Origin of the sequence: Micromonospora sp. NPDC005220 (assembly GCF_040607895.1) — a bacterium.
GTDB lineage: Bacteria > Actinomycetota > Actinomycetes > Mycobacteriales > Micromonosporaceae > Micromonospora.
The window spans coordinates 8,129-32,868 of the sequence record NZ_JBEXHP010000064.1 but is presented as its reverse complement, the minus strand read 5'-3'; the positions used below and the strand labels follow the sequence as shown (position 1 = coordinate 32,868).

General features: G+C 72.0%; 22 protein-coding genes and 1 pseudogene. 14 read left to right on the top strand and 9 right to left on the bottom strand.

What is annotated here, in order from left to right:
- Positions 1-106: 106 nt before the first annotated feature.
- Together ABZU52_RS21830 and rph are read right to left on the bottom strand one after the other, a co-directional pair.
- Positions 107-535 (bottom strand): hypothetical protein, encoded by a 429-nt coding sequence (locus ABZU52_RS21830; RefSeq protein ID WP_354972829.1) that lies wholly within the window; start codon positions 533-535, stop codon positions 107-109.
- 29 nt (positions 536-564) lie between these two features.
- A complete protein-coding gene (gene rph / locus ABZU52_RS21825) occupies positions 565-3,180 on the bottom strand; it encodes a rifamycin-inactivating phosphotransferase (protein WP_354972828.1) in 2,616 nt (871 codons plus the stop codon).
- Positions 3,181-3,413: 233 nt separating this feature from the next.
- On the opposite strand from rph, the gene ABZU52_RS21820 reads away from it, so the two are divergent.
- Positions 3,414-3,857, top strand: coding sequence for a DUF5990 family protein (locus ABZU52_RS21820; protein WP_354972827.1), 444 nt, complete (start codon positions 3,414-3,416; stop codon positions 3,855-3,857).
- Between the two features lie 15 nt (positions 3,858-3,872).
- Here ABZU52_RS21820 and ABZU52_RS21815 read toward each other — a convergent pair whose 3' ends face one another.
- Both ABZU52_RS21815 and ABZU52_RS21810 read right to left on the bottom strand, forming a co-directional pair.
- Positions 3,873-4,964 carry a winged helix DNA-binding domain-containing protein gene (locus ABZU52_RS21815; RefSeq protein WP_354972826.1) on the bottom strand — a complete coding sequence of 364 codons (1,092 nt, stop codon included), beginning with the start codon at positions 4,962-4,964 and terminating at the stop codon, positions 3,873-3,875.
- 117 nt (positions 4,965-5,081) lie between these two features.
- Positions 5,082-5,792 (bottom strand): carbonic anhydrase, encoded by a 711-nt coding sequence (locus ABZU52_RS21810; protein WP_354972825.1) that lies wholly within the window; start codon positions 5,790-5,792, stop codon positions 5,082-5,084.
- A gap of 174 nt (positions 5,793-5,966) precedes the next feature.
- Here ABZU52_RS21810 and ABZU52_RS21805 point away from each other — a divergent pair, with 174 nt between their 5' ends.
- The 3 genes from ABZU52_RS21805 to ABZU52_RS21795 all read left to right on the top strand — a co-directional run bounded on the left by ABZU52_RS21805 (position 5,967) and on the right by ABZU52_RS21795 (position 8,221).
- A complete protein-coding gene (locus tag ABZU52_RS21805) occupies positions 5,967-6,650 on the top strand; it encodes a HEAT repeat domain-containing protein (RefSeq protein ID WP_354972833.1) in 684 nt (227 codons plus the stop codon).
- The gene (locus ABZU52_RS21800) at positions 6,637-7,641 is read left to right on the top strand and encodes a HEAT repeat domain-containing protein (protein WP_354972824.1); all 1,005 of its coding nucleotides are present in this window, start codon (positions 6,637-6,639) and stop codon (positions 7,639-7,641) included. The genes ABZU52_RS21805 and ABZU52_RS21800 overlap by 14 nt, the downstream gene beginning before the upstream one ends.
- Before the next feature lie 82 nt (positions 7,642-7,723).
- A complete protein-coding gene (locus ABZU52_RS21795) occupies positions 7,724-8,221 on the top strand; it encodes a hypothetical protein (protein WP_354972823.1) in 498 nt (165 codons plus the stop codon).
- Between the two features lie 139 nt (positions 8,222-8,360).
- On the opposite strand, the pseudogene ABZU52_RS21790 reads toward ABZU52_RS21795, so the two are convergent.
- Positions 8,361-10,412 (bottom strand): annotated as a pseudogene (locus ABZU52_RS21790) (glycogen debranching N-terminal domain-containing protein).
- Positions 10,413-10,415: 3 nt separating this feature from the next.
- Positions 10,416-10,778 carry an SCP2 sterol-binding domain-containing protein gene (locus ABZU52_RS21785; protein WP_354972822.1) on the bottom strand — a complete coding sequence of 121 codons (363 nt, stop codon included), beginning with the start codon at positions 10,776-10,778 and terminating at the stop codon, positions 10,416-10,418.
- Positions 10,779-11,010: 232 nt separating this feature from the next.
- Here ABZU52_RS21785 and ABZU52_RS21780 point away from each other — a divergent pair, with 232 nt between their 5' ends.
- The 4 genes from ABZU52_RS21780 (at position 11,011) to ABZU52_RS21765 (ending at position 14,435) form a co-directional block, all read left to right on the top strand.
- On the top strand, positions 11,011-11,961 hold the full coding sequence (locus ABZU52_RS21780; protein WP_354972821.1) for an SRPBCC family protein: 951 nt from the start codon (positions 11,011-11,013) through the stop codon (positions 11,959-11,961).
- Positions 11,962-11,990: 29 nt separating this feature from the next.
- On the top strand, positions 11,991-13,163 hold the full coding sequence (locus ABZU52_RS21775) for a zinc-dependent alcohol dehydrogenase (RefSeq protein WP_354972820.1): 1,173 nt from the start codon (positions 11,991-11,993) through the stop codon (positions 13,161-13,163).
- Positions 13,164-13,343: 180 nt separating this feature from the next.
- On the top strand, positions 13,344-13,916 hold the full coding sequence (locus tag ABZU52_RS21770; protein WP_354972819.1) for a GNAT family protein: 573 nt from the start codon (positions 13,344-13,346) through the stop codon (positions 13,914-13,916).
- A gap of 132 nt (positions 13,917-14,048) precedes the next feature.
- Complete coding sequence (locus ABZU52_RS21765) at positions 14,049-14,435, top strand: DUF2267 domain-containing protein (RefSeq protein ID WP_354972818.1); 387 nt, start codon at positions 14,049-14,051, stop codon at positions 14,433-14,435.
- 30 nt (positions 14,436-14,465) lie between these two features.
- On the opposite strand, the gene ABZU52_RS21760 is transcribed toward ABZU52_RS21765, so the two are convergent.
- Positions 14,466-15,944 (bottom strand): glutamate--cysteine ligase, encoded by a 1,479-nt coding sequence (locus ABZU52_RS21760; protein WP_354972817.1) that lies wholly within the window; start codon positions 15,942-15,944, stop codon positions 14,466-14,468.
- A 154-nt stretch (positions 15,945-16,098) separates the two neighbouring features.
- Between ABZU52_RS21760 and ABZU52_RS21755 the strand changes: the two genes are divergently transcribed.
- On the top strand, positions 16,099-16,437 hold the full coding sequence (locus ABZU52_RS21755) for a DUF3817 domain-containing protein (protein WP_354972832.1): 339 nt from the start codon (positions 16,099-16,101) through the stop codon (positions 16,435-16,437).
- A gap of 77 nt (positions 16,438-16,514) precedes the next feature.
- Here ABZU52_RS21755 and ABZU52_RS21750 read toward each other — a convergent pair whose 3' ends face one another.
- Positions 16,515-17,063 (bottom strand): hypothetical protein, encoded by a 549-nt coding sequence (locus ABZU52_RS21750; protein WP_354972831.1) that lies wholly within the window; start codon positions 17,061-17,063, stop codon positions 16,515-16,517.
- 142 nt (positions 17,064-17,205) lie between these two features.
- Between ABZU52_RS21750 and ABZU52_RS21745 the strand changes: the two genes are divergently transcribed.
- From ABZU52_RS21745 to ABZU52_RS21735, 3 genes are read left to right on the top strand one after another with little or no spacing between them, the layout of a single operon-like run.
- On the top strand, positions 17,206-18,330 hold the full coding sequence (locus tag ABZU52_RS21745; protein ID WP_354972816.1) for a Vms1/Ankzf1 family peptidyl-tRNA hydrolase: 1,125 nt from the start codon (positions 17,206-17,208) through the stop codon (positions 18,328-18,330).
- Positions 18,323-20,074, top strand: a complete 1,752-nt coding sequence (locus tag ABZU52_RS21740; RefSeq protein WP_354972815.1) for a thiamine pyrophosphate-binding protein — start codon at positions 18,323-18,325, stop codon at positions 20,072-20,074. The genes ABZU52_RS21745 and ABZU52_RS21740 overlap by 8 nt, the downstream gene beginning before the upstream one ends.
- Positions 20,075-20,123: 49 nt before the next feature.
- The gene (locus tag ABZU52_RS21735; RefSeq protein WP_354972814.1) at positions 20,124-21,212 is read left to right on the top strand and encodes an iron-containing redox enzyme family protein; all 1,089 of its coding nucleotides are present in this window, start codon (positions 20,124-20,126) and stop codon (positions 21,210-21,212) included.
- A 288-nt stretch (positions 21,213-21,500) separates the two neighbouring features.
- Here ABZU52_RS21735 and ABZU52_RS21730 read toward each other — a convergent pair whose 3' ends face one another.
- Positions 21,501-21,731, bottom strand: a complete 231-nt coding sequence (locus ABZU52_RS21730) for a CDGSH iron-sulfur domain-containing protein (protein ID WP_112587484.1) — start codon at positions 21,729-21,731, stop codon at positions 21,501-21,503.
- Between the two features lie 145 nt (positions 21,732-21,876).
- Between ABZU52_RS21730 and ABZU52_RS21725 the strand changes: the two genes are divergently transcribed.
- Together ABZU52_RS21725 and ABZU52_RS21720 are read left to right on the top strand one after the other, a co-directional pair.
- Positions 21,877-23,319 carry a hypothetical protein gene (locus ABZU52_RS21725; protein WP_354972813.1) on the top strand — a complete coding sequence of 481 codons (1,443 nt, stop codon included), beginning with the start codon at positions 21,877-21,879 and terminating at the stop codon, positions 23,317-23,319.
- A gap of 222 nt (positions 23,320-23,541) precedes the next feature.
- Positions 23,542-24,690 carry a SigB/SigF/SigG family RNA polymerase sigma factor gene (locus ABZU52_RS21720; RefSeq protein WP_354972812.1) on the top strand — a complete coding sequence of 383 codons (1,149 nt, stop codon included), beginning with the start codon at positions 23,542-23,544 and terminating at the stop codon, positions 24,688-24,690.
- Positions 24,691-24,740: the final 50 nt, after the last annotated feature.

The window sequence follows — 24,740 nt, the reverse complement described above, 5'->3', positions numbered from 1 at the left end:
GTTGTGGTGCCGGTTTGGCGGTGGACCGCGGCTTTTGCGGCCCACCACAACTCCATGATCGACCGGGCAGGGCGGCAGGGCGGCCGGGCGTCAGGGCGGCAGGGCGTCAGGGGGTGGCGGGGTGGGGTGCCGGGGTGAACGGGGCCAGGAGTAGATCGGTGAGGCGCCGCCGGGCATCCTCGTCACCGCTCATCCGCACCACGCCGGAATCAACAGCCGCGGCCATGGTGATCTCCTGTCCACAGAGGGCCCGAAGGGTGCCGATGTCTGCGCTGAGCGCCGCATCGGCATCGGCCGCCGGGCCGCGACGGATCTGCACCGCGTCGCCGGCGACCTCGGCGAGGTACGTGTCGGCGTCGATGTGGAACGCGTAGCTGCCGGCGAGGTCCGGGGTGCGCGCCGGATCGAAGGCTGCCTTGATGCTGAGCAGCAGGGAGTCGATGCCGAGAGTGCCTTCGGGCAGTTGGGGGGACTGGCTTCCCCAGCGCCCGAACTGCAGCAGGATCGGCTCCAGGGCGTGCTGGGCGACGGCCACCCGGGTTCGGCCAGGGTCCGCGCGGTCGGTCAGGGCAGGATTTCGACGTACCCGTCACTGCCGTGCACGCGGATCCGCTGCCCGTCGCGAATCAGCCGGGTCGCGTCGAGCACGCTCACGACCGCCGGCAGGCCGTACTCTCTCGCGATCACCGCGCCGTGCGTCATCGACCCGCCGACCTCCGTCACCAGACCGGCGATGCCGACGAACAGGGGCGTCCAGCTCGGGTCCGTGTGGGCGGTGACGAGGATGTCACCCGCTTCGAGGTCGGCCTGCGCCATGTCCAGGATGACGCGGGCCCGTCCTTCGACCGTCCCGGCGGACACCGGCACACCGACCAGCGCGCCCGCCGGCACGTCGTCGCGCCGGTACGCCCCAGTGATCATCTCGCCGTCCGAGGTCAGCACCCGGGGCGGGGTGAGCGCCTGGTACGACCGGAACGCGTCCCGGCGCCGCCGGATCAGCTTGTCGTCCACCCGGTGCGAGCGCACCACCTCGTGGAACTCCTCGAAGGTGAGGTAATAGACGTCCTCCGTCCCGGTGAGCACGCCGGCCCGCACCAGGCGCTCGGCCTCTGCCAGCAGGGCCCGCTTGTAGATGAAGTAGCGGCTGATGATGTCGTACTTCGGGTACTCCCGATAGCCGATGAAGGTCCGCACCCGGTCGATCATCCGCGCGGTCTCGTCGGCCTTCTGCTCTCCGTCCGGCAGCGCCCGCAGGCGGGTCACCACCTCCTGCGCCTTCCGCTGCGCCTGCTGTCGGCCCTGCTCGAAGCGCTGCCTGGCCGCGCCCGGCTCGAAGAGCTTGACGTTGTCGAGGAGTACCGGCACGAGCGTGCTGGGGCGTTCGCTCCACCGCGGCCTGGTGATGTCGATCTCCCCGACGCAGCGCATGCCGTACCGGTCGAGGTACGTCTCGATGGCGGCGCGTGCCTCGTCCCCGCCCGCGACCTTCGGCAGCTCGTCGAGGAAGCCGTCGTCCTCGACGCCCCGCAGGAACGCCACCACCTCCGGATGAGGACGGATCACGTCGGCGACGTCGAGCAGCGCCAGCCCCATCTCCGACGTGATGTTCCCGGGGGCGGACAGGGTGAGGGTGTCCGCGGCGTTCTTCTCACCCAGCCACTCCTGCAACCGGTCGTTGAGCCACCAGGTGGCCTCCATCCCGGCCATGATCGCCTGCATGCTCAGCGGATCGCCGAGCACCCGCCTGTGCTCCTGGAAGGCCGTCAGCAGGAAGTCGAACAGCGCCGTGCCGGTCACCGTCGCGATGTCGCGCCGCAGGGCGGCGATGGACGCCTCGCTACGCTCGATCAGCTCGGTCACGATGGCCGGGTCGGTCTCGATCGACGTGGGCGCGCCGCCGGTCGTCGGCCTACCGGGACCGCCGTCGTCCGGGAGCGTCGGAACGAAGTCCCGACGGTCGAGGACCGTCTCCAGCGCGTCCTTCATCAGCGGATCATCGCGCCCCGCCATCTTCAGGAAGCCAGCGCGGCTGGCGGGGGAGGCCAGCAGCCGGGTCGCGTCGACGAACAACCTCCCGCCGGCCTCCCGCATCGGGGCCATGGCCGTCAACTGCCACATGGAGAGCCCCAGCGGGCGCATCGCGTCGGTCATCATCTGCTGGTGACCGACCGAGAGGTAGACATGGTTCTCCTGGTCATCGGCCGCGGGGACCGGGAACAGCGTGGTGATCGGCCGGCTCTGCACGATCTGGAAGTCGTCGTCGACCAGGCACCATTCGATGTCCTGCGGGAGGCCGAAGTGCGCCTCGATCCGTCGCCCGAGCCGGACCAGCCGCACCACCTGCTCCTGCGTCAGCGCCGGCTGCTCCCGCCGCTGCGCTTCGATCGCCACCTCCCGCGTCCCGCCACCCGGCACGGCAGCGACGGCCCGCTGCTTGGCGGCGACCGTGCCGGTCACGACCTCGCCGTCGCGCACCGTGAAGACGTCCGGGTTCACCAGACCGGACACCAGAGCCTCGCCGAGACCGAAGCTGGCGTCCACTGTCGCGACCTTCCGGTTGCCCGTCACCGGGTCCGCCGTGAACAGGATGCCGGCGGCATCCGGAAAAACCATTCGCTGTACGACGACAGCCATCTGCACCGTCCGGTGGTCGATGCCGTTGCGCAGGCGGTAGATGACGGCCCGCTCGGTGAACAGCGACGCCCAGCACCTGCTGACGTGCCGCAGGATCGCCTCCGGCCCCACCACGTTCAGGTAGGTGTCCTGCTGGCCCGCGAAGGACGCCGTGGGCGTGTCCTCCGCCGTCGCGCTGGACCGCACCGTGTAGGCGGCCTGCTCGCCGAACCGGGCGAGCGCGCCGGTGATCGCGGCGCCCAGGTCGCCCGGAATCGGGGTCTCCTCGACGCTGCGGCGGATCTCCGCGCTGAGCGTGCGAATCGCCTCCCGGTCATCCGGGCTCAGCCGCGACAGCCGATCGAGCAGATCGTCGATCGACGGCACCTGCGTCATGATCCGTCGGAAGGCGGCAGTCGTCACGCAGAAACCGGCCGGCACCCGGACGCCGTCGATCCGGGACAGCGCGCCCAGGTGCGCGGCCTTGCCGCCGACGACCGACACCTGCGTCTCGTCGACCTCCCGAAGATCCACCAGCGGTACCCGGTCGCCGCGGCCCCCGTCCATCGACAACACACCCACGTCGCGCCCCCGTTACCTCTTTTGTGCTGGTCCGGCCGCCGATTCTGCGCCACGACCGGGGTCTTGCGGCAAGCCCCCCGGTGCGATATACGTTAGAAGTGGCAGGGAGTGTGATCTCCTTGCCACTTGTTCTTTGCGCGGCCGATGGTGCCGTTCAGCCGTCGCGGCGCGGCGCGATGCGCCGCCCTCGGCTGACCTGCCAGGAGGCGGTGGGCCGCATGCGGATCCGGATCGACGGCGGCGATCTCCCCGGTCGGCGTCCCGGTCGGGAGGCAGACGCGCTGCGGCTGAGCAACGTGCACGTCGGGGTCCAGCGCAAGACCGAGGTGGTCGACCAGGTGCCGGCCGACGCGGCCAGCGCCACCTGGTCCATGGAGGTGTCCAGCCGCGAGGTCGACGGAATGCTCGACGTCGGCGGCCCGTGGGTGCACGGCCGCCCCGGGGCGCGATTTCTCTATCTGAGCTGGGGCGCGGTGACCCAGGACGGCTTCGCCATGTTCCGACGGGCGAAGCTGATGTTCACCGACGTCCCGACCGAGCTGCTGCGCGCCGCCCACCAGGGCAGCGGGACGCTTGTCGGCCGGGTCGGGCTGACCGATGCCGCCGGTGAGCCGATCTGCGCTCGGGTGCGCCCTCCCGCCATCGCCTGGACGGTGGAGTGACTGTCGGCGCCCCGGCTAGCTGCCGAAGTCGACGCCGCTAAGCGAGACGGAGCGGTACGCGGCGAGGCGTTCGGCCTGTGCGGTGATGGCCTTACGGGTGGCGTCCGACAGCCGGTGCCACGGCTGGACGGCGACAGTGAACGTCGTGCCGGACTTGCGGGGACGCCAGGTGCCGACCAGTTCGCCGTCGACCAGGACCGCGCCGGGGCGACCCAGCACCGGCCACAACTCCTTGGCGTGGGCGGCGTCCGGCACCAGTGTGGCCCGATCCTTGGCCTGGAGGAACAGGTCGTACGGGCCGAGCAGGCGGGTGGCCCGGCCGTCGGCCGACTCCAGCGCATCCTCGTCGGCGGCCAGCAGTGAGCGCACCTCGCGGCCGACCGTCACCTCGATCACATCGTCGGGCCAGTGCGCCTTCACGTCCTTGACCGGGGCGTCGAGATAGTCGGCCACCTGTTTCGGGGTGGCCGGCCCGAGCAGGCGCAGGTACGTACGGATGAGGTCGAAGCGGTCACCCGGAGCTGCCGCCTTCCGGAACCCGGTGATGCGCCGCAGGACCGGAGGTGAGGTGTCGAGCTGCAACTCCAGCCCGGCCCGCACGGCAGCGAGCCGGAACGGCATCTCGTAGAGGTGGGTGGCGTCGCACGGCCGGCAGAACCGCAGATACGGCTCGGGCAGCCCCGCGGTCAGGCGGCCGGAGACGTCCCCCTTCACCGTCGGCGCGGTGACGATGGCCCGCATCCGGGCGGCGATCTCGTCCAGGGCCGCGAGATTGTCGATGCCGGCAGCCTTCAACGGCTTGGCGGCGTCGTAGATGCGCTTGCCCGCGTCGGCATCGGAGAAGGGTTCGACGGCGGCCGCCACCTGCGCAACGTCCGCCCGCCGGTACAGGTGGGGCGCGCCCCGCACGGTCCACAGCAGGACCATGTCCGGGTCGGACAGCGCGGACACGTCCACCCCGCGCACCGCCAGCGCCCACCGGGCGCCGTCCGGACCGGTGTTCTGCACCCCGATGTCCAGCACGGCGGTGTCGGCGAGCGTGCCCTCGTCCCGGCTCAGCTGCTGGGCTCGGACCCGGAAGTTCATCACCTGGTGCCGATCGACCATGTCAGCACCCTAGCTAGTTGCGGCGGAGCTGCCGGTGGGTCCAGGCGCGCAGCGCCCATTCGACCGGCCCGTACCGAACCGCCGCAGCCCCCACGAGCTGGCCATCAGCTGAGCGCCTCAGGCCACCAGGGAGACCCGCCCGTTGTCCAGGTCGTAGCGGGCGCCCACCACGCGCAGCGCGCCCTCGTGCACCTTCTCGGCGATGATCGTGCTGCGTGCGCTGAGCGCCCGCACCTGCGCGGCGATGTTGGCCCGGACCCCGTTCTCCACCGGGTCGCCGGGCTGGTCCAGCACCGGCTCGACGACCGGACGTAGGGCGTCCACGATGGTGCCGATGTGCCCGGGTGCCGTGCCGCCGGTGCGGATGGCGTCGATGGTGGCGGTGATCGCGCCGCAGCGTTCGTGACCGAGGACGACGATCAGCAGGCTGCCGAACTCCTCCACCGCGAACTCGACGCTGCCAAGCAGCAGGTCGTCGACGATGTTGCCGGCCACCCGGTTGTCGAACAGGTCACCCAGCCCCTGGTCGAAGAGCACCTCGGGGGCCACGCGGGAATCCGCGCAGCCGACGGTGATGGCGAACGGGTGCTGGCCGGCGGCGAGCCGGTGCAGGTCGGCCAGCCCCTGGTGCGGGTGCCGGCCGTGGCCGGAGGCGAACCGCCGGTTGCCGGCCAGCAGTTGGCGCAGCGCCTCCGTCGGCGTGTCGATCGGGCCCTCGACTGGTCTGGCGGCGGCGGCGGACGGGCTGGCCGCGGCCGCCCCGAGCGCGACGGCGGCGGCGCCACCGGCGGTCAGCAGCGAACGGCGGGACAGGTGGGAAGGTGCCACGATCGTCTCCCTGAGGTGAGGAATCTCGCCTCTTCTTACCAGCCCGCCGTCCACAATGGTGGCCGCCCGTGCCGGGGGCGGCGTACGACTGCGCCCTGAGCCGCAGCGGGTACGGGGTTGACCTTGACACAGTGACAAGGTCTGCACTGGTTCGAGGAGGTGCTTCCGATGATCATGCCGAAACAGGACGGGACCGCGACGAGGGTTCTTCGCGCGCTGGCGAGCAGCGACTCGTCGGTGCGGCTGCGCGCGGCGCTCGCGGTCGGCACGAGCCCGGATCCGCAGCTCATCGACACCCTCATCGAGCGATGCGCGGTCGAGCCCGACTTCTCCGTACGCGAGATGCTCACCTGGGCGCTCCTGCGCCACCCACCCGCACTGACCGTCGCGAAGCTCACCGATGAGCTTCGCTCGGAGCGCGCGCAGGCCCGAAGTCAGGCGTTGCACACGCTGTCCAAGGTCGGGGACCGGCGAGCCTGGCCGGCGATCACCCGGGCGTTGCTGACCGACGCCGACGACGAGGTGGCGCGGAGCGCCTGGCGCGCGGCGGTCGCGCTCGTACCCGCCGGTGGGGAGCTCGAGGTGGCCACGGTGTTGTCGACGCAGCTCGGGCGGGGCGGGCGGGAGATGCAATTGAGTCTCAGCCGGGCGCTGATCGCGCTCGGCGAGGTGGTCATGCCGATCCTGCGCGCCGCGACGGTGGATCTCGACCCGCGCGTACGCGTGCACGCGGTCGCCACCCAACGGCTGATGCGGGACCCGGATGCCGGGTTCGAGTTCGCGATCGAGGCGGCGAAGCGGGTCGTCGCCCTCGGGCCCGACGGGCGAGAAGGGATGACGCCGGGTGTTGATCGGTGAGGTGGCGCGACGGTCCGGGGTCAGCGCCCGCATGCTCAGGCATTACGACGCGCTCGGGCTGATCCGGCCCACCGGTCGCACCGGTGCCGGCTATCGCGAGTACACCAGCGAGGACATCCGGCTGATCTTCCACGTCGAGAGCCTGCGGTCGCTGGGCCTGTCACTACGTGACGTCCGCCGCGCGCTCGACGATCCCGGCTTCACACCCGCCGAACTCGTCAACGACCTCATCCGGCGGACGCGGCTCCGCATCGCGGATGAGATGGAGCTGCTCAGCCGACTTCGTCAGATCGGTGCCGCAGACCCCGCCGACTGGGCGGACGTCCTTCAGGTCGTCACGCTCCTTCGGGCACTCGCCTCGGAGAGCGCGGGCACCCGCCAACGCGCCGCCCTGTCCTCGGTCGGTCCGGTGCCGGTGGAGGCACTTGTCGAGGCGGTGCTGAGTGAGTCGGACCCGAACGTCGCCGGAGCCCTGCGCTGGGCGCTGGCGCAGTCCGGCGACGGCGGGTTGGCGCTGTTGGTTGAGGGCCTCGGCTCACCGGAGGCCGAGGTACGCAGGCGTGCGGTCCAGTCCGTCGCCGAGATCCCGCACGCTGCGGTGACCGACGTGCTGCGGGACGCCCTCGCGAACCCCGACATGGTGGTCCGCGGCTACGCGGCTCTGGCGCTCGGGGCGCGCGGAGTGGCGGAGGCGGTTCCACCGTTGATCGACATGGTTGTCGAGGAGACCAAGGATGTCGACGCCGCGGACGCGCTGAGCCTGCTGGCGGCCGATCCCGCGCTGGCAGACCAGATCGCGATCCGGCTCGTTGCCTGCCTCGGACGGAGCGGCGTGGCACCGTCTGTACGGCGGCGGCTGACCGAGGCGCTGGCGGACATCCCAGGGAACACCGCCGTACGAGCCCTCACGGACCTGTCGCACGACGAGGACCGCGCCGTCGCACTGACGGCGACCTCCATCCTCGCCCTCCGGGACGCGGCTTCACCATGACCAGACGCTGCGCAGCCGTCCAGAGTGGGCGAGGGATCCATCGAATTGATCATCGATGGGACTTCGACTATCGTGCCCGTCCGTGAAGTCATCTCGTCTTATCTCTGCCCTGTTGATTCTTGCCGCCACGACGGCGCTCGCCGCCTGTGGCGACGGTGACAAGGCGACGACCGCCGGATCCACCACGCCCGCTCCCACGTCCGCAGCCCCGTCCTCGGCGGTCACGTCCGCCGCCGCCACGCCGGCCGGGGGTGGCGGCGCGAGTGACAAGCAGCTCTGCGAGTCGATGAAGAAGGCCAATGACGAGATGCGGGCCGAGCTGGTAAAGGTCGCCACGACCGGCGAGGCGTCGGCGGCGGACTTCAAGAAGCTCCTGACTGACCTGGAGCAGAAGGTGACCACGGCCGCCTCGACCGGCGACGGCAAGCTGGCCGATGCCCTGCGGGCGTTCGGCGCCGAGGCGGCGAAGGCCGCGGCCGCGGCGGACCCGGCGACCGCCGCCGACAATCCGGCCTTCGAGAAGGCCGGCAAGGACGTCAGCACCGCGTGCAAGGCGACCGGCGTCAACATGGTTCTCTGATCATCGTGGCCCGATCGGGTCGGGTGTGACGATGGACGGCCCGCACGCTCTGCGCGTGCGGGCCGTCCATCGTTGGCAACGGAGGCGGTGGTCAGCCGCCGGCGAAGGTCTGGAGTCCTGGCCTCAGCTGACCGTGCCGTCAGCGCTGGTCGGGGCGTTGGCGGGCGAACGCGTCGCGCTTGCCCCAACGGCCGGGGATGTCCAGCAGCGCGATCTGCCCGAAGGTGGTGGGCAGCGCCGGGTCCACGGCCAGGTGGTCCTCGTGCGGGTTGATCCCGAGCATGGTGCGGATCAGCAGCATGGAGGCGCCGCTGGACCACGCCTGCGGACTGCCGGCGGTCGGGTACCGAACCGGAAACCGGGTGGTGTCGCGGTCGAACCCGCCGAACGCCTCGGGTAGCCGACCCTCCAAGTAGGTGGCGGCGGAGAGGATGCCCTCGGCGATGCGGGCCGCCTCGTTGCCGAACCCGTAGCGGCGCAGACCCCAGGCGATGAACGAGTTGTCGAACGGCCAGACCGTGCCGTTGTGGTAGCCGAGCGGGTTGTAGCGGCGCTGCCCCTCGGCGAACGTCCGCACCCCCCAACCGGAGAAGAGCGCCGGACCCATCAGGTGCTCGACCACCCGGGCAGCCCGCTCCGGTGGCACGATGCCGCTCCACAGCAGGTGCCCGATGTTGGATGACAGGCTGTCCACGGGGGTGCCGTCGTGGTCGAGCGCGAGGGCGTAGAAGCCGCCGTCCTCCAGCCAGAAGTCCCGGTTGAACCGGTCGTACAGGGCCGCCGCCTCGCGCTCCAACCGCTCGGCGAACGTGGGATCGTCCCACACGTCACGGGCCAGTCGTGCTCCTCGGATCTTCGCGTCGTAGGCGTACCCCTGGGTTTCGCAGGTGGCCCTGGGGAAGCCCGGCAGCCGGCCGTCGGCGTAGGAGATGCTGTCCCAGGAGTCCTTCCAACACTGGTTGTCCAGCCCGGTGGCGCGGTTGCGACGCTGGTACCAGACGTAGCCGGTGGAGGTCAGGTCCGCGTACCTGTCGATCCAGTCCAGCGCCGCACGGGCCTCCTGCTCCAACTCCATCACCAGCGCGGTGTCGCCGCTCCACCGCTCGTACTCGTCGAGCAGCACCACGAACAGCGGTGAGGCGTCCACCGTGCCGTAATAGGGGGAGTGCGGCTGCTCCTCGAACGCGGCCGACTCCCCGTAGCGCAGCTCGTGCAGGATCCGGCCCGGGTCCTCCTCCAGCACGTCGTCGGTCCGGGCGCCCTGCAGCGACGCGAGGATCCGCAGTGTCGGCGGGGTCAGTGACGGGGTGACGGGCAGAGTCTGCAAGCAGGTCAACAGGCTGTCGCGACCGAAGAGGGTCATGAACCAGGGCAACCCGGCCGCGGGCACGGTAGCGCCGCCGAGCGAGAGCGGGGCGAAGCGCAGCGCCGCCAGGTCCAACAGGCTGCGGTGGTAGACCTGCTGAAGGGCGACGCTCTCGGTGTCCAGGGTCGGGGCCGCCGCGACCCAGGCCCGCACGCTCGTGGGTAGGGTGGAGTCGTCCGGCCGTTGGGCCCGCAGGGTGGAGCGCAGGTCGACGCCGTCCGGACGCAGCGCCCGCATCACGGCCCGCAACCGCGTCGACCACTGCTGCCCGGGGCACAGTCGGACGGTGAACCGGAGGCCTCCCGGGTCGAACTCGGCGGGCTCACTCGCCGACACGACAACCTCACGACGGTAGGTGCCCCGCCGGTAGCCCAGCCGCAGTTCGTTCGAGCCGACGTGCGTGTAGTGCGCGCCGGTCTTGTCGCCGATGCCGAACTTGATCTCGAAGATGTCGGCGAAGTCGGCCGCCACCTCCAGGCGTACGTCGAGCGTCACGTCCTGCTCGCCGTAGTTGAAGATCGTCAGTGACTCGGTGAGGTCCGGGCCGATGCGCCTGCGCCGAATGGCCGACACGTCGGCCTCCACCTAGTCCACCGCCGCGCCCGGCACCACGAAGAAGGTGACCTCGAAGTACTGGCTGTCGTCCACCGACAGCGCGGTCATGCACTCGCCGTCGACGGTGAGTCGCCAGCGGGACAGGAAGCGGGTGTCGGCGGCGAAGAGGCCGACCGGGGTGCTCGGGGACGACTCCACGTCGCCGCTGGCGTCGGACACCATGAAGGTGTTCCCGTCGATGCAGGCCGCGGTGCCCGCGATGTCCCTCATCGGTCACGTCCCACTGTCCGGGTCGTCGGGCTGAAGCGACCCGGGCTCTCGCGGGAACAGCCGCCCGATGCGCAACGCCAGGGCGAGGTCACCGTCGACCATGATCTCGCCCCGGGTGATCGCCGCCAGCCCGTTCACCTCGCCCCGCGCCATCGCCTCCGCGAGCTGCGCGGACACCTGGATCACCGTGGTGGCGGGATCACCGCTTCTGGTGACCCGCATCTGGCCATGATCGATGTCCAGCAGCCACTGCTCCAGGTGGCCGTCGTCGCGGATGTCGAACCGCACACTCCCACAGACCTTGCTGAACCGCGGATCCTGGCCGGCGACCGTCAACCGCTCGAAGAAGGCGCTGGTCGCCGACATCAGACCTCCTCGGGCGCTGCTAACAGCGGGTGCCGGCTACCCGGTGCGGGACCCTTCTAACGTCGGGCGGCGCTCCTCGGTCAGGACGTGTTCCCGCCCACTCTGCCCGCATCGGATGTTCTGGGCCGAACCTGGCGCATGCGGCACGTGTAGGACATAGCGTCACGGGGGCGGGGACCACCGCCGCCCCCGCCGGCGGACCGGCGGCGACGCCCACCGGAAGGGACCGGACATGAGTCGTGTCGACACAGTGCTCCTGCCGGAGCTGGACGGGCCGGTGCCGGCGACGCTGCCGGGCGCGCTCGGCCTGCTGAGCCTGGCCCTGGGAGTGGGCGCGCTGGTCGCGCCCGGACCCATCGCCCGGATGACGGGGGTGGACGACTCCCCGGCCGCGCGGGCCGTGCTTCCGGCCATCGGCCTGCGGGAGCTGGGCAGCGCCGCCGGCCTGCTCAGCGGCCGGCGCCCGGCCGGCTGGGCCTGGAGCCGGGTGGCCGGCGACGCAATGGACCTCACCCTGCTCGGGCGAGCCCTCGCCGACCGCGGCGGTGAACGCCGCCGCAGGGTCGCGCTGACCACCCTCGCCATCGCCGGCATCACCGCCGTCGACGTGCTCGCCGCCGTACGCATCAGCCGGGCCCGCCGGGCCCGCTCCCGGCTGATCCGGCTGGAGATCGCGGTGACGGTGAACCGGTCACCCGCCGAGGCGTACCGGTTCTGGCGAGACATGGAGAACCTGCCCCGGTTCATGGCGCACCTGGAATCCGTACGCGCCGACGACCTGCGCCGCTCGCACTGGATCGCCCGGGGACCGGCCGAGCACCGGATCGAGTGGGATGCCGAGATCATCGACGACCAGCCGAACAAGTCGATCACCTGGCGTTCGCTGCCCGGGACCGGGGTGCCCAACGCCGGGCGGGTGCGGTTCGTGCCCGCGCCCGGCGACCGGGGCACCGAGGTACGGGTGGAGCTGCGCTACGCGCCGCCGGCCGGGACGCTCGGCCGGGCGGTGGCGAAGCTCTTCGGCGAGGAACCGGAGCAGCAGATCCGGGACGACCTGCGCCGGTTCAAGCAGATGCTGGAGACCGGCGAGGTGGTCCGCTCCGAGGGCAGCCCCAACGGCATCTCGGTACGCCAACAGGCCATGCAGCGCCCCGCCCAGCCGCTGCCGGATTCCCGCCGCTGACCGCCCGAGCTCTCCGAAAGGGACCGAGAATGAAGGCCACCGCCTGGATGGGCACCGACAGCGTCAAGGTCATCGACGTACCCGACCCGAAGATCATGAACGCCCGGGACGCGATCGTCCGGATCAGCACCACCGCGATCTGCGGCTCCGACCTGCACCTCTACCACGGCTACATCCCGGCGATGCGCAAGGGCGACATCCTCGGCCACGAGTTCATGGGCGAGGTGGTGGAGGTCGGCCCGCAGGTCCGCAACCTCGCCCCCGGCGACCGGGTGGTGGTGCCCTTCCCGATCGCCTGCGGGCACTGCTCGTCCTGCCAGCGCGGCCTCTACTCGGTCTGCGAGAACTCCAACCCCAACGCCGGCATCGCCGAGAAGATCATGGGGCACTCGCCGGCCGGCATCTTCGGCTACTCCCACCTGCTCGGCGGCTACGCCGGCGGTCAGGCCGAGTACGCCCGGGTGCCGTTCGCCGACGTCGGTCCGGTCAAGGTGCCCGACGAGATCAGCGACGACCAGGCGGTGACGCTGGCCGACGTGTTTCCCACCGGCTACATGGGCGCCGAGATGTGCGACATCAAGCCCGGGCAGGTGATCGCGGTCTGGGGCGCCGGGCCGGTCGGGCTGCTCGCCGCGGCCAGCGCCCGGCTGCTCGGCGCGGAACGGGTGATCGTCATCGACAGGTTCCCGTACCGGCTGCGGCTGGCCGAGGAGCACATCGACGCCGAGACGATCAACTACGAGGACGTCGACGTACTGGACACGCTCAACGAGATGACCGCCGGCCGAGGCCCCGACGCCTGCATCGACGCGGTCGGCATGGAAGGCCACCACGGCAACGCCACCATGTACGCGTACGACCGGGCCAAGCAGGCCGCGCGGGTCGAGACGGAACGGCCTTTCGCGCTGCGGCAGGCGATCCTGGCCTGCCGCTCCGGAGGGGTGGTCTCGGTCGTTGGCGCGTACGGCGGCTTCGTCGACAAGTTCCCGATGGGCGCGTTCATGAACCGTTCGCTGGTCATGCGGACCGGTCAGTGCCACGTCCAGCGCTACACCCGACCGTTGTTGGAGCGCATCCAGCGCGGCGAGATCGACCCGAGCTTCATCGTCAGCCACCGGATGCCGCTGCGGGACGCTCCGAAGGGCTACAAGATCTTCCAAAAGAAACAGGACGACTGTACGAAGGTGCTGCTCAAGGTCTGACCGAGCGGCAGGTGTGCCGGCGGGGGACTGCTGCACGCGCTGCCTGTGGAGCTGATGTCGCAAACGAATCAGCTCCGAAGGAGCCGACCACCACCTCGGCCACCACCGCGGGTCGCCCTCCGTGCACACGGCGCAAACTCGGGGCACGCCCCACGTCCGGCGGCGGGCTAGCGTGTCGCCATGGACAGTGGTGGCACGTCGGTGCCGGCCTCGGCCGACCTCACCGTCCGGCTGCGGCCGGTCGCCGAGCCCGACCTGGCGATGTTCCGGCGGTTATGCACCGAGCCGGGCCTGATCGGTCTGGACTGGGCCGGCTTCACGGACGCCGGCGCGCCGGCGCGGCGGTTCGCCGTCGACGGGTACCTCGGCGAGGACGACGGGCGGCTCATCGTCGAGGTCGAACCGGAACGGGCCGCCGCCGGCATCGTCAGCTACAGCGCGGGGCGCTACGCCGGCCGAGCGTCGTACTGGGAGATCGGCATCGTCCTGCTGCCGCCCTGGCGGGGACGGGGCATCGGCTGGCGCGCGCAGGCGTTGCTCTGCGACTACCTCTTCCAGCACAGCCCGGCGCAGCGTATCCAGGCCGGCACCCACCCGGAGAACGTGGCCGAACAGCGGGCGCTGGAGAAAGCCGGCTTCCAGTTGGAGGGGATCGTGCGGGCCAGCGAGTTTCGGGCTGGTCAGTGGCGCGACGGGTACCTCTACAGCCGGTTGCGCGACGACCCTTCCCCCTGGGACGCGGCGGGCGGCTAACGAGGGCGGCGTCAGGCAGCCGCCGAGCAGGGGACCGGACGCCCGCCGTTTGTGGCCAGGGAGCGTGGGAACTCGTCCCGTGCGTCCGCAGGCAGGCCTGACGGCATGCCGACGAGACCGAAGGAGCGGGGCATGGAGTACGAGCAGATGATCGCCACGGTACGACAGCGCGCGGGCCTCGGTGAGAACGAGGCTGTGCGGTCCGTACAGGCCGTTCTGTCGGTGCTCGGCGAACGGCTCGCCGGACGGGAGGCCGACAACCTGGCGGCACAGCTGCCGGATCGGCTGGACGCGTCGGTCACCCGTAATCCGCAGGGCCGCCGGTGGGACATCGCTGAGTTCCTGAAGCACGTCGGCGACCGGGAGCAGGTCGCGGATGCGGACCAGGTGCGTCAACACGCCCAGGCGGTGTTGCGTACGGTCGCCGAGGCGCTGAATGACGACGAGCGACACGACCTGCTCGCCCAGCTGCCGGGCGGCATCATCGATCTCTTCGGTGTTCCCACCCCGCGAGGCTGAGCCCCGCGCGGATCGGGCCACCCGGCGCGCTCACGGGATCGGCCACTCGTGCACCGGCCGGTTGCTGTGCATCAGGTCCACGTAGTGCCGGACCACCTCACGCAGCGCCGCCGGCCGGTCCAGGTGGTCGGCGGTCTCCAGCCGGTGCAGCGTCTCCACCTGCCAGGTCGCGCCGTTGCGGCCGGTCAGGCAGCGCTGCTCGATGATGCCGAGCAGCCGGTCCCGCTCGGCCGGGTCGAGCCCCCACCGGTCCAGGCCGTGATGCGCCATCGGCAGCAACCGGCGCAACACCAGCTCGGTGGCCGGCAGGTAGCCGAGACCGGGCCAGAAGACCTGCGCGTCGATGCCGTGCCGGGCACAGCTGGTGAAGTTCTCCTCGGCGGCGCTGAACGACATCTGCGACCACAGTGGCCGGTCCGACTCGGCGAGGGCGCGGACCAACCCGAAGTAGAAGGCGCCGTTGGCGATGGTGTCCAGCACGGTCGGGCCGGCGGGCAGCACCCGATTTTCCACCCGTAGGTGCGGTCGGCCACGCGACACGTCGTACACCGGGCGGTTCCACCGGTAGACGGTGCCGTTGTGCAGCCGCAGTTCGGCCAGATTGGGCACCTCGCCGGCCGCGAGGGCCTGCGCCGGGTCCTCCGGGTCGCAGACCGGCAGCAGCGCCGGGAAATACCGTACGTTCTCCTCGAACAGGTCGAACACGCTGGTGATCCAGCGTTCGCCGAACCAGACCCGGGGCCGTACCCCCTGGGCCTTGATCTCTTCCGACCGGGTGTCGGTGGCCTGCTGGAACAGCGGGATGCGGGTCTCGCGCCACAGCTCGCGGCCGAAGAACAGCGGCGAGTTCGCGCCGACCGCGACCTGGATGCCGGCCACCGCCTGGGCGGCGTTCCAGTAGTCGGCGAACTGGGGCGGGCTGACCTGGAGGTGGAACTGGGTGCTGGTGCAGGCCGCCTCCGGGGTGATCGTGTCGGCGGTGACCGCCAGGCGTTCCACCCCGCTGATCGCGATCGGCAGATCCTCGCCGCGGGCCGCGAAGATCTGCTCGTTGAGCAGCTTGTAGCGGGGGTTGGCCGAGAGCGTCTCGGCGGTCAGGTGCTCCGGGCGCAGCGTCGGCAGGATGCCGATCATGACCATGTGCGTGCCGATCGCCCGAGCCTTCACCTCGGCGGCGTTCAGGCTGGCCCGCACGTACTCCTCGAAGTCCGCCGTGCCGGTGCCGGTCAGCCGGCGCGGCGGCACGTTGATCTCGATGTTGAACTGGCCCAGCTCGGTCTGGAAGCTCGGGTCCGCGATGGCCGCCAGCACGTCGGCGTTGCGCATCGCCGGATTCGACGCCTCGTCGACGAGGTTCAGCTCGATCTCCACGCCGGTCATCGGCCGGTCGACGTCGAAACGGGACTCGCGCAGCATCTCGGCGAAAACATCCAGGCAGCGGCGCACCTTGTCGCGATAGCGGGCCCGATCCTCTCGACTGAAGGTTCGCACGCCGACGTCCTCGCCCATGGTCACCACCCTGTCACCGCTGGTTCCCCTAACCTCGCACGTGATCGGCGAGTGGGGGAAGACCCGATGGTCCTTTACCTACCCAACTGCCCGCCCTGTTAGCCAAGCCGGAGCACACCGATAGCATTGCGGGCCGAAAGGTGGTGGCGTGCGGATGCGCGAGAAGGTGACCCGGCTGTTCGTCGCGGCGGCGATCGCCGAGGCCTGCTCCTGGCTGGCCCTGCTGGTCGGCATGCTGGTCAAGTACGGCCCGACCGACAACGAGCTGGGCGTCAAGATCTTCGGGCCGATCCACGGCGGCCTGTTCGTCGCGTACGTCCTGCTGGTGCTGGCCGTGGCCCGGCTGCACCGGTGGAGCCTGCTGGCCACGGCGGTGGCCCTGGCCAGCGCGGTGCCGCCGTTCGCCACCCTGGCCTTCGAGCGCTGGGCCCGCCGCCGGGGAATGCTCGGCGTCGACCGGCAGCCGGCCCACGAGCCCGCCCCGGTCGGCTGAGCGGCGAGCCCGCCCGGGGTCGGCTGAGCGGCTGAGCCGGCGCGGGGGCCGTTCGGCAGTGGTCGGGCCGGGTGAGATCAGGTCAGCGCGGAGCAGGCCGCGACACCGGCCAGCAACAGCGCGCCCAGGAACGCCTGCAACAGCAGCGGCGGCCCGAGATGCGACCAGAGCGTCGCGGTACGCGGGGTCAGCAACTGCCCGGTGGTGAGGTTGACGATCCGCTCGATCCGGGGCGGCAGCTCCGGGTCGCGTTGCGGGCGCAGGGTGAGCTGCACCTGATCCGCCGGGTGCAGGGCGCTCTGCGGCAGGTGACCGTGCAGCTCCACCTCGCAGAGCTGACCGGCGGTGTTGCGCAGCCGCACCGGGGTGACCAGGTATTCCGGGCCCTGCTTCAACTCCTTCCAGCGACGCCGGGTGCGGCCACCGCCGAAGGAGAAGAGCGAGCGCAGCAGCAGGGCGGGCAGCCGGGCGAAGGCCGCCGCGGCGAGCACCGCGACCAGCACCGGTTGACCGACGCGTACCTCCCGGGTGTAGCCGTCGAGCAGGCGGACGAGCCGCCCGGTGACGATTCGTTCCGTCGGGTGCACGATCCGCCGGGTATCGAGTCCGCTGTCCATCTTCACCACCGAGAGTCCGCTTGTGTTCACAGATCGTATCGACGTCCTCGGTTGAACGACGTGAATGAAACCGGGTCACGGGCTCACGGCCGCGAGGTGACATCCCGGGCGACCCGGGTAAGCGGGGGGCCGAGCTGGAAAGGGGTCGAGCATGCAGCTGTCCTTCCTGCGCCCGCTCTACGACCGTCCCGGGCCGTGGTGCTCGGTGTATCTGGACGCCTCCGCGGACACGGAGGACGCTAAACCGGCCCTGGACCTGCGCTGGCGCGCCCTCCAGAGTCGGCTCGCCGAACAGGGGGCCGACGAGGCGAGCGTCGCCGCGCTGGACCGGGTGATCCGTGGTCACGACCCGATGGTCGGTGACTACGGCCTGGCGGTCTTCGCCAGTCACGGCCGGGTGGTGCTCTCCGAGTACCTGTCCGCGCCGCCACTGCGCGATCTGGCCAGCTACGGGCTGCTGCCGCACGTGATGCCGCTGCTCGCCCAACGCGGCGAGCAGGTGGCCTGGGTACGGGTGGTCGCCGACCGGGTCGGCGCCGACGCGATGGCAGTCAGCGCCGGCGGGGTGCCCCGGCGGGCGCACGTCGCCGGCCGGGACGAGTACCCGCTGCGGCGGGTGAAGCCCGGCGGCTGGTCCCAGTCGCGCTACCAGCGGGCGGCGATGGAGGCGTGGCACCAGAACGCCGGCGACGTCACCGCGGCGACCGTGCAGCTGGCCGACCGGGTCGGCGCGGACGTGGTGGTGGTCGCCGGTGACGTCCGGGCCACCGGAATGATCGCCGCCCAGATGCCGGAGCGCTGGCAGGACCTGGTGGTCCGGACCGATGCCGGCTCCCGGGCCGGCGGCGCCGACCAGACGCTGCTGGACGACCTCACCGTGCAGACCATCGCCGAGATCGCCGAGCAGCGGATCAGCGCCGCGTTGGACAAGTTCGGCGTGCAGGAGGACGTGGGCGGGGGTCTCGACGCGGTCGTCTCGGCCCTGCAACGCAACCAGGTCGACACGATGATCATCGTGGACGACCCGTCGGCAAACGGTGAGCTGTGGATCGGCCCGGAACCCACCGAGATCGCCGTCGACCCCGGGCAGCTGGCCGCCATGTCGGTGGCCGACCCGCAGCGGGTACGCGCCGACGCGGCGCTGGTCCGGGCGCTCGTCGGCACCGACGCGGCACTGACCGTGCTCGGCCCCGACGAGGCGCCCGACCTGACCGACGGCGTCGGCGCGGTACTGCGTTACGTCGACCCCAGCACACCGGGGCGCGGCAATGGTTGACCGGACGGTTGCGGACGTCGTGGTGGAGCGGCTGCTGGCGTGGCGGGTTCCCCGCGCCTTCGGGTACCCGGGTGAGGCGATCGCTCCACTGGTCGACGCGCTGGACCGGACCGGCGGTGAACCGGCGTTCATTCCGGCCCGACACGAGGAGACCGCCTCGTTCATGGCCACCGGGCACGCCAAGTTCACCGGTGGCATCGGGGTCTGCCTCGCCACCCAGGGGCCCAGCGCCGTCCAGCTGCTCAACGGCCTCTACGACGCCAAGCTGGACAGCAAGCCGGTGGTGGCGATCGTCGGGGAGGACATTTCCGGGCCGCTCGGCGGCGCGCACCAGGAGATCGGGCTGAGCCGGCTCTTCGGGGACGTGTGCAACCAGTTCGTCCGGTACGGCCGCCGCCCCGAGGACGTGGGCGCGCTGCTGGACCAGGCGTTCCGCACGGCGGCGGCGACCCGCAGCCCGACCTGCGTGGTGTTGCCCCGGCAGTTGCAGGAGTCCCTGGTGCCCGACCTCCAGACGTACGCCGCGGTGATCTCGGCGACTCCCGGCGAGCCGCTGGCCCGGGTGCTGCCGCACGAGGCGGACCTGGACGCCGCCGCGCAGCTGCTCAGCGGCGGCCAGCGGACCGCGATCCTGGTGGGCCAGGGCGGCCGGGACGCGGCCGCCGAGATCATCGAGATCGCCGACCGGCTCGGCGCCGGGGTGGCCACCTCGCTGCTGGGCAAGCCGGTGCTCGACGAGCGGCTGCCGTTCCACACCGGGGTGCTCGGGGAGGTCGGCACCCCGGCGGCGGCCGAGCTGATGGGTGGTTGCGACACGCTGCTGATGGTCGGCACCAACGACCCGTGGACCGACTACTTCCCGATGCCCGAGCAGGCGCGCACCGTGCAGATCGACATCGACGGCCGCCGGATCGGCACCCGGTACCCGGCCGACGTGCCGCTGGTCGGTGACGCCGCCGAAACGCTGCGGGCGCTGCTGACGCGGGTACACGGTCGGTCCGAGCAGCAGTGGCGCGCCACCGTGGAAAGTTCGGTGGACCGGTGGCGGGAGGTCGCCGCCGAGCGCACCGCCGCCGCAGCGGAGCCGGTCAACCCGCAGCTCGTCCTCCAGGAGCTGTCCGCCCGGATCCCCGGCACCAGCGCGGTCGCGGTCGACGTCGGCTCGGTGCTCTACTGGTACGCCCGACACCTGGTCCTGCCGCCCGGGGTCAACGCACAGCTGTGCGGCACCCTCGGCTCGATGGGCTGCGCGTTGCCGTACGCGGTGGCGGCCAAGCTCGCCGCCCCTGACCAGCCGGTGATCGCGCTGGTCGGTGACGGGGCGATGCAGCTCAACGGGCTCGCCGAACTGATCACCGTGTCGCACCTCTGGCAGCGGTGGCGCGACCCGCGGCTGGTGGTGCTGGTGCTCAACAACAGGGACCAGAACGGCATGGGGGGCGGCCGGGAACCGTCGTCCGACCCGACCCACCGCCGCCCCGACGTGCCGTACGCCGGGTGGGCCCGGCTGTTGGGGCTGCACGGGGTGCGGGTGGACCGCCCGGAGCTGGTCGGCGCGGCCTGGGACGAGGCCCTCGCCGCGGACCGTCCCTGCGTACTGGAGGCGGTTGTCGACCCGGCGGTGTCGCTGGCGCCGCCGGAGCCCGCGTTCGCCGACCTGCGAGGTCTGTACGCCGACGGGGCTCCGGCCCGGAAGGTCCGCGAGCAGGTGGAGGCCACCGTGAACGCCGACGATCTCGTTTAGCCAGCCCGCGCCAGGGCATCAGTAGCGGCCCGACGACGCTGGAGGCCCCATGTTCGAGTCCGACCGCCGCTACGGTCCCGCGACCCTGCCGAGGTCGCGGGGCGCGCTCTCCGCGGCGGTCATCGAGGCGCTGCGGCACCCGCCGCACGACCTGCCGGCCGATCTCGGCGTCGACCTCGACCCGGCAGACCCGATCACCGACGAGGACCTTCAGCTGACGCTGTTCCTCTGCTACGAGCTGCACTACCGGGGCTGGCTCGGGGTGGACGACTCGTGGGAGTGGCAGCCCACACTGCTGGCGCTGCGCGCCCGCTGCGAACAGGTCTTCGAGGCGGCGCTGCGCCGGCTGGTCGGCGCGCCGACGGTGCCCGCCGCCGGGGTGGCGGCCGGCCTGGCCGAGCTGGTCGCGGCCGACGACGGGCCGGCGCTGGCCGCGACGCTGCAACGGCGCGCCGACCGCACCCAGTTCCGTGAGTTCGTCGCCCACCGCTCCGTCTACCACCTGCGGGAGGCGGACCCGCACAGCTGGGCGCTGCCCCGCCTCGGTGGTCCGGCGAAGGCCGCGCTCGTGGAGATCCAGACCGACGAGTACGGCAACGGGCGGCTGGACCGGATGCACGCCGAGCTGTTCCGGCGCACCCTCGACCGGCTGGGCCTGGACACCAGCTACGGCGCCCACATCGACGTGGCGCCGGCGGTGACCTTGGCGACCAACAACCTGATGTCGCTGTTCGGGCTGCACCGACGGCTGCGCGGTGCGCTGCTCGGGCACCTGGCCGCGTTCGAGATGACCTCCTCGCTGCCCAACCGGCGCTACGGCAACGGGTTGCGCCGGCTCGGCTTCGACGAGGTGGCCACCCGCTTCTACGACGAGCACGTCGAGGCCGACGCGGTGCACGAGCAGATCGCCGCGCACGACCTGTGCGGGGGCCTGGTGCGCGTCGAACCGGCCCTCGCCCCCGACGTGCTCTTCGGCGCGGCGGCCGGGCTCGCGGTGGACCGGCTGTTCGCCGCCCATCTGCTGGACAGTTGGGCCGCCGGCCACAGCTCGCTGCGGCCACCCGCTCCGCCGGCCCTGCCGCCCACAGTGCCGCTCGTCGCGTCGGCCGCGGGGATGGCCCCGCCCGCGCTCGTCTGACCCGAGGGGATCGCCGAATCCGACGGATCCCGCCCTATGCGGGTGGGACCGGCGGAGAGTGTTGGGTTGGGCTGTGGGGGGGGGTGTGCCGCGCGGAGTTCACCCTTTGCTCTGCACCCGCCCATGCACCACACCGCCCGCCTGGCCGAGCCGACACCATGCCCGCCCCAGGCTCCACGTCCCTGGCACGGTTGGTAACTGGTGCACCGGCGGGTGCAGCGCAAAGGCGGGATGTCTCTGGTGCGGCTCCCGCGCGCGCTTGCGCTGCGTGACGGGGCGGCTGCGGGCTCACCCCTCGCGGGTGGTGCCCGCGCGGAAGTTGATCGCCTTGTGGGTGCCGTCGCAGAACGGCTTGAGCGCCGACTTGCCGCACCGGCACAGCGCCACCGTGCCCCGCCGCGCGTCGATGCGTTCGCCATCCGGGGTGACCAGCGCGAAGTCGCCGCGGACCAGCAGCGGCCCGTCCTCGTACGGGGTGATCGTGGCGGCGGCTGGCTCGCTGGTGTCGTCGGTGCGCATGGCCCCGCAAGTGCCCGCCCTGGCCCTGGCGAAACCCGAGCGACCGAACGCGGGTGATGACCGGGGCACCCCGATGACCAGCGGAATGTGCCGCCGGGAGGGTGATGCCCCGTTTGAACCCCATCGGGACGGGAAGCCGGGCCGCGTGGTGAGCGAACGAGGCAAGGTGGGGCCGGTGCACAAGGTGCACAAGGGGCTCACGGCCGATGGCGCCGGTCTCGCCGGCGACCGGGTCGTGGCCGCGGGCAGCGCGGCCCGGGTGCTGGTCGCCGCCACCGCCCGGGCGCTGCGCGGGGTGGACTGCGCCGACCTCGGGTACACCGGGCCGACGTCCCGGTTCCCCGGCGCTCCCGAGCCGGTCCGTCGCGCCGCGGTCACCCGCGCCGCCGGCCGGGTCGCGCTCACCGTGGCCCAGGTCGCCGAGGTGGACGGTGCCCGGGTGGCCCGCTGGTTCGTCGACCAGTTCCCCCGCCGGCGCTACCCCGGGGTGGTGATCGGCTCCCCGCACGGCGCGGCGGCGCACCTCGCGGTGGCCCTCGACGTGCCGTGGCTGCCGGCGGGCTTCGAAATGACCGTGCACTGGTCCGACGGCGGGGTGGACCGCCCGGCGGACGCCGTGGAGCACGGCACGGCACTGGCCACCCGGTTGCTCGCCGGCAACGCCGACCTGCACCTGCGCCAGGTGCACTGCCCGGCCAGCCGTGGCGCGTTGACCGGGGCGACCGTCTCACTGACCGCCGCGTGGAGGGCCCTACCGGCCGCGTACGCGCAGTTCCTGGCCGACCGGCTGGTGCCGGGTGCCCCCGTGCTGCTGGTCCGCGACGGGCGCACCTGGCCGGTGCTGGAGATCGGTCCGGGGCACAGCTTCCAGGTCGGCTGCCCGGGCAGCGGGTTGGACCCGGTGGACTTCCACCCGGACAGCCACGCGTTGCGGCAGGTGCTGCGCTCCGTCGGCGGCGACGCGACCCGGTGGGAGCCGCCGGAGGTGTCCGCGCCGTCGGCGTACGCCGAGCACGGCGTCGACTCGGGCTTCGAGCTGGCCGCGCGGGACTGGTCCACCCGGCACCAGCACCCGTTGCACCGGGTGTTGGTGCCCCGGCCGGCGGTGCTGAGCGCGGGTGTGGCCGACCTGTACCGGCGGTGGCTGCGCCGCGCCGGCAAGACCGGTGACCGGTTGGTGGTGGAATGCGGCCGGCTGCTCGACCCGTGGCAGGTGGTGCGGGCGGGGCTGGTGCCGTACTGGTGTGAGAACGCCACCCGTCGCAGCGTCGACGAGGCCGAGTGGTGGCTGGCCGGCAGCGAGGCGTTCAGCTCGGTGGACGTGTTGCCCGAGCCGCCCGGGGTGCGCTCGCCCGCGCTGGCCGGGCTACCGCAGTGGTTGGCCGTGGCCGGGTTCGGCGGACGCCGTCGGGCGCTGGACCGGACCACCGCCCGGGGCTACCCGGTCACCTCGGTGCCCACCCGCCGGGCCACCGAGGTCCTGCGCGCCCAGCCGTACGACCTGCCCGCGCCGCCCCCGCTGGGGGTCGCCGAGGCCCTCGCAGTGCTCCGCGACAGCGGCGGCCACCAGGGGTTGTTGGTCTCCTGAGACGGAGGACGCCGAAACATCCTCGCGAACCCTGGGTCCCGTGATTGAGTACCTACGGAGCGGGAACATCGCTGGCTGCGACGGCCTAATTGCGCCGCGTAGAGGCGGTGTCGCCCGCTGGCATCCCAGTCACTGACCCACTTTCCGGCCCGGTGCGTGGCTCGACCACGCGCACGACCGGTTTCCCGATCCGGGCGGGGGACCTTCCTGAGGGAGGCGCGGATGTTCGGACAGACGAGCACGACCACAACCACACCACCACCACCACCCACCGATCGAGGTCTGGAGGATCTCGACGCGGCGGCGCTGGCGTACGCGGCCCGGATCGCCGGGCTGCCGCCCGAGCGGCGGGGGGAGGCCCGCGAGGATCTGGTGCGCTTCGCGCTGCCGTTCGCCGGCCGGCTCGCCCGCCGGTACCGGGGGCGGGGGGAGCCCCTGGAAGACCTGGAGCAGGTGGCCCGGCTGGGGCTGGTCAACGCCGTCGACCGCTATGACCCGGAACGGGGCTCGTTCACCGCGTACGCCGCGATCACCATCGTGGGCGAGATCAAACGACACTTCCGGGACCGGACCTGGGGCGTGCACGTGCCCCGTCGACTGCGGGACCTGATCCTCGAGGTGGGGCAGGCCACCGCCGCGCTCACCAGCGAGCTGTCCCGGGCCCCGTCGGTGGCCGAGCTGGCGGCTCGGCTGGAGACCCCGGAGGAGGAGATCCTCGCCGCCCTGGAGTCGGCGGCCGGCTACAGCCCGGCCTCCCTCAACGCGCCGGTGGGTGGGGAAAGCTCCGCCGAGTTCGGGGACCTGGTCGGCGAGTCGGACAACGCGTTGGAATCGGTCGACGACCGGGTGACGGTGAGCGGGCTGCTGCACCGACTGCCCTGGCGTGAGCGGCGAATCCTCGCCATGCGCTTCTACGGCAACCAGACCCAGGCGGAGATCGCCGCCCGGTTCGGCATCTCGCAGATGCACGTGTCCCGGCTGCTGTCGCGGGCGCTCACCTGGCTGCGTCAGGCGATGCTCGCCGACGCGCCGCCGCCGTGGCAGAACGGCGCCGCCGAGCCCGACCCGGGCAAAACCCGGATCTCGGTCAAGCAGAACGGCGACACGGTGGTCGTCGAGGTGGGCGGCGAGGTCGACCGGGACGGCGCGGACCAGCTGCGCCGGGCCATGCTGGAGGCGGTCACCGGCCAGCCCAGCGAGGTGGTCGTCGACCTGGTCGGCGCGGGTGGCTTCGACGCCGGTGGGATCGCCGCGCTGATGGCCGGGCGGGACGCGGCGGAGCGGACCGGGGTGCCGCTGCGGCTGACCCGGGTCCAGCCCGCGGTACGCCGTTCGCTCACCGCCGCCGGTCTGGCACCGGCCCGGGACTGACCACAGCCGGACCGTCGTAGGGGCGTCAGCCGCCGGGGGGGGGGGCTTCC

Bases quoted from the DNA above. Each gene is read 5' to 3' on its own strand.
- rph (WP_354972828.1), bottom strand. From the start codon at position 3,180: ATGGACGGGGGCCGCGGCGACCGGGTACCGCTGGTGGATCTTCGGGAG.
- ABZU52_RS21820 (WP_354972827.1), top strand. From the start codon at position 3,414: ATGCGGATCCGGATCGACGGCGGCGATCTCCCCGGTCGGCGTCCCGGT.
- ABZU52_RS21815 (WP_354972826.1), bottom strand. From the start codon at position 4,964: ATGGTCGATCGGCACCAGGTGATGAACTTCCGGGTCCGAGCCCAGCAG.
- ABZU52_RS21805 (WP_354972833.1), top strand. From the start codon at position 5,967: ATGCCGAAACAGGACGGGACCGCGACGAGGGTTCTTCGCGCGCTGGCG.
- ABZU52_RS21785 (WP_354972822.1), bottom strand. From the start codon at position 10,778: ATGTCGGCGACCAGCGCCTTCTTCGAGCGGTTGACGGTCGCCGGCCAG.
- ABZU52_RS21780 (WP_354972821.1), top strand. From the start codon at position 11,011: ATGAGTCGTGTCGACACAGTGCTCCTGCCGGAGCTGGACGGGCCGGTG.
- ABZU52_RS21775 (WP_354972820.1), top strand. From the start codon at position 11,991: ATGAAGGCCACCGCCTGGATGGGCACCGACAGCGTCAAGGTCATCGAC.
- ABZU52_RS21770 (WP_354972819.1), top strand. From the start codon at position 13,344: ATGGACAGTGGTGGCACGTCGGTGCCGGCCTCGGCCGACCTCACCGTC.
- ABZU52_RS21765 (WP_354972818.1), top strand. From the start codon at position 14,049: ATGGAGTACGAGCAGATGATCGCCACGGTACGACAGCGCGCGGGCCTC.
- ABZU52_RS21760 (WP_354972817.1), bottom strand. From the start codon at position 15,944: ATGGGCGAGGACGTCGGCGTGCGAACCTTCAGTCGAGAGGATCGGGCC.
- ABZU52_RS21755 (WP_354972832.1), top strand. From the start codon at position 16,099: ATGCGCGAGAAGGTGACCCGGCTGTTCGTCGCGGCGGCGATCGCCGAG.
- ABZU52_RS21745 (WP_354972816.1), top strand. From the start codon at position 17,206: ATGCAGCTGTCCTTCCTGCGCCCGCTCTACGACCGTCCCGGGCCGTGG.
- ABZU52_RS21740 (WP_354972815.1), top strand. From the start codon at position 18,323: ATGGTTGACCGGACGGTTGCGGACGTCGTGGTGGAGCGGCTGCTGGCG.
- ABZU52_RS21735 (WP_354972814.1), top strand. From the start codon at position 20,124: ATGTTCGAGTCCGACCGCCGCTACGGTCCCGCGACCCTGCCGAGGTCG.
- ABZU52_RS21730 (WP_112587484.1), bottom strand. From the start codon at position 21,731: ATGCGCACCGACGACACCAGCGAGCCAGCCGCCGCCACGATCACCCCG.
- ABZU52_RS21720 (WP_354972812.1), top strand. From the start codon at position 23,542: ATGTTCGGACAGACGAGCACGACCACAACCACACCACCACCACCACCC.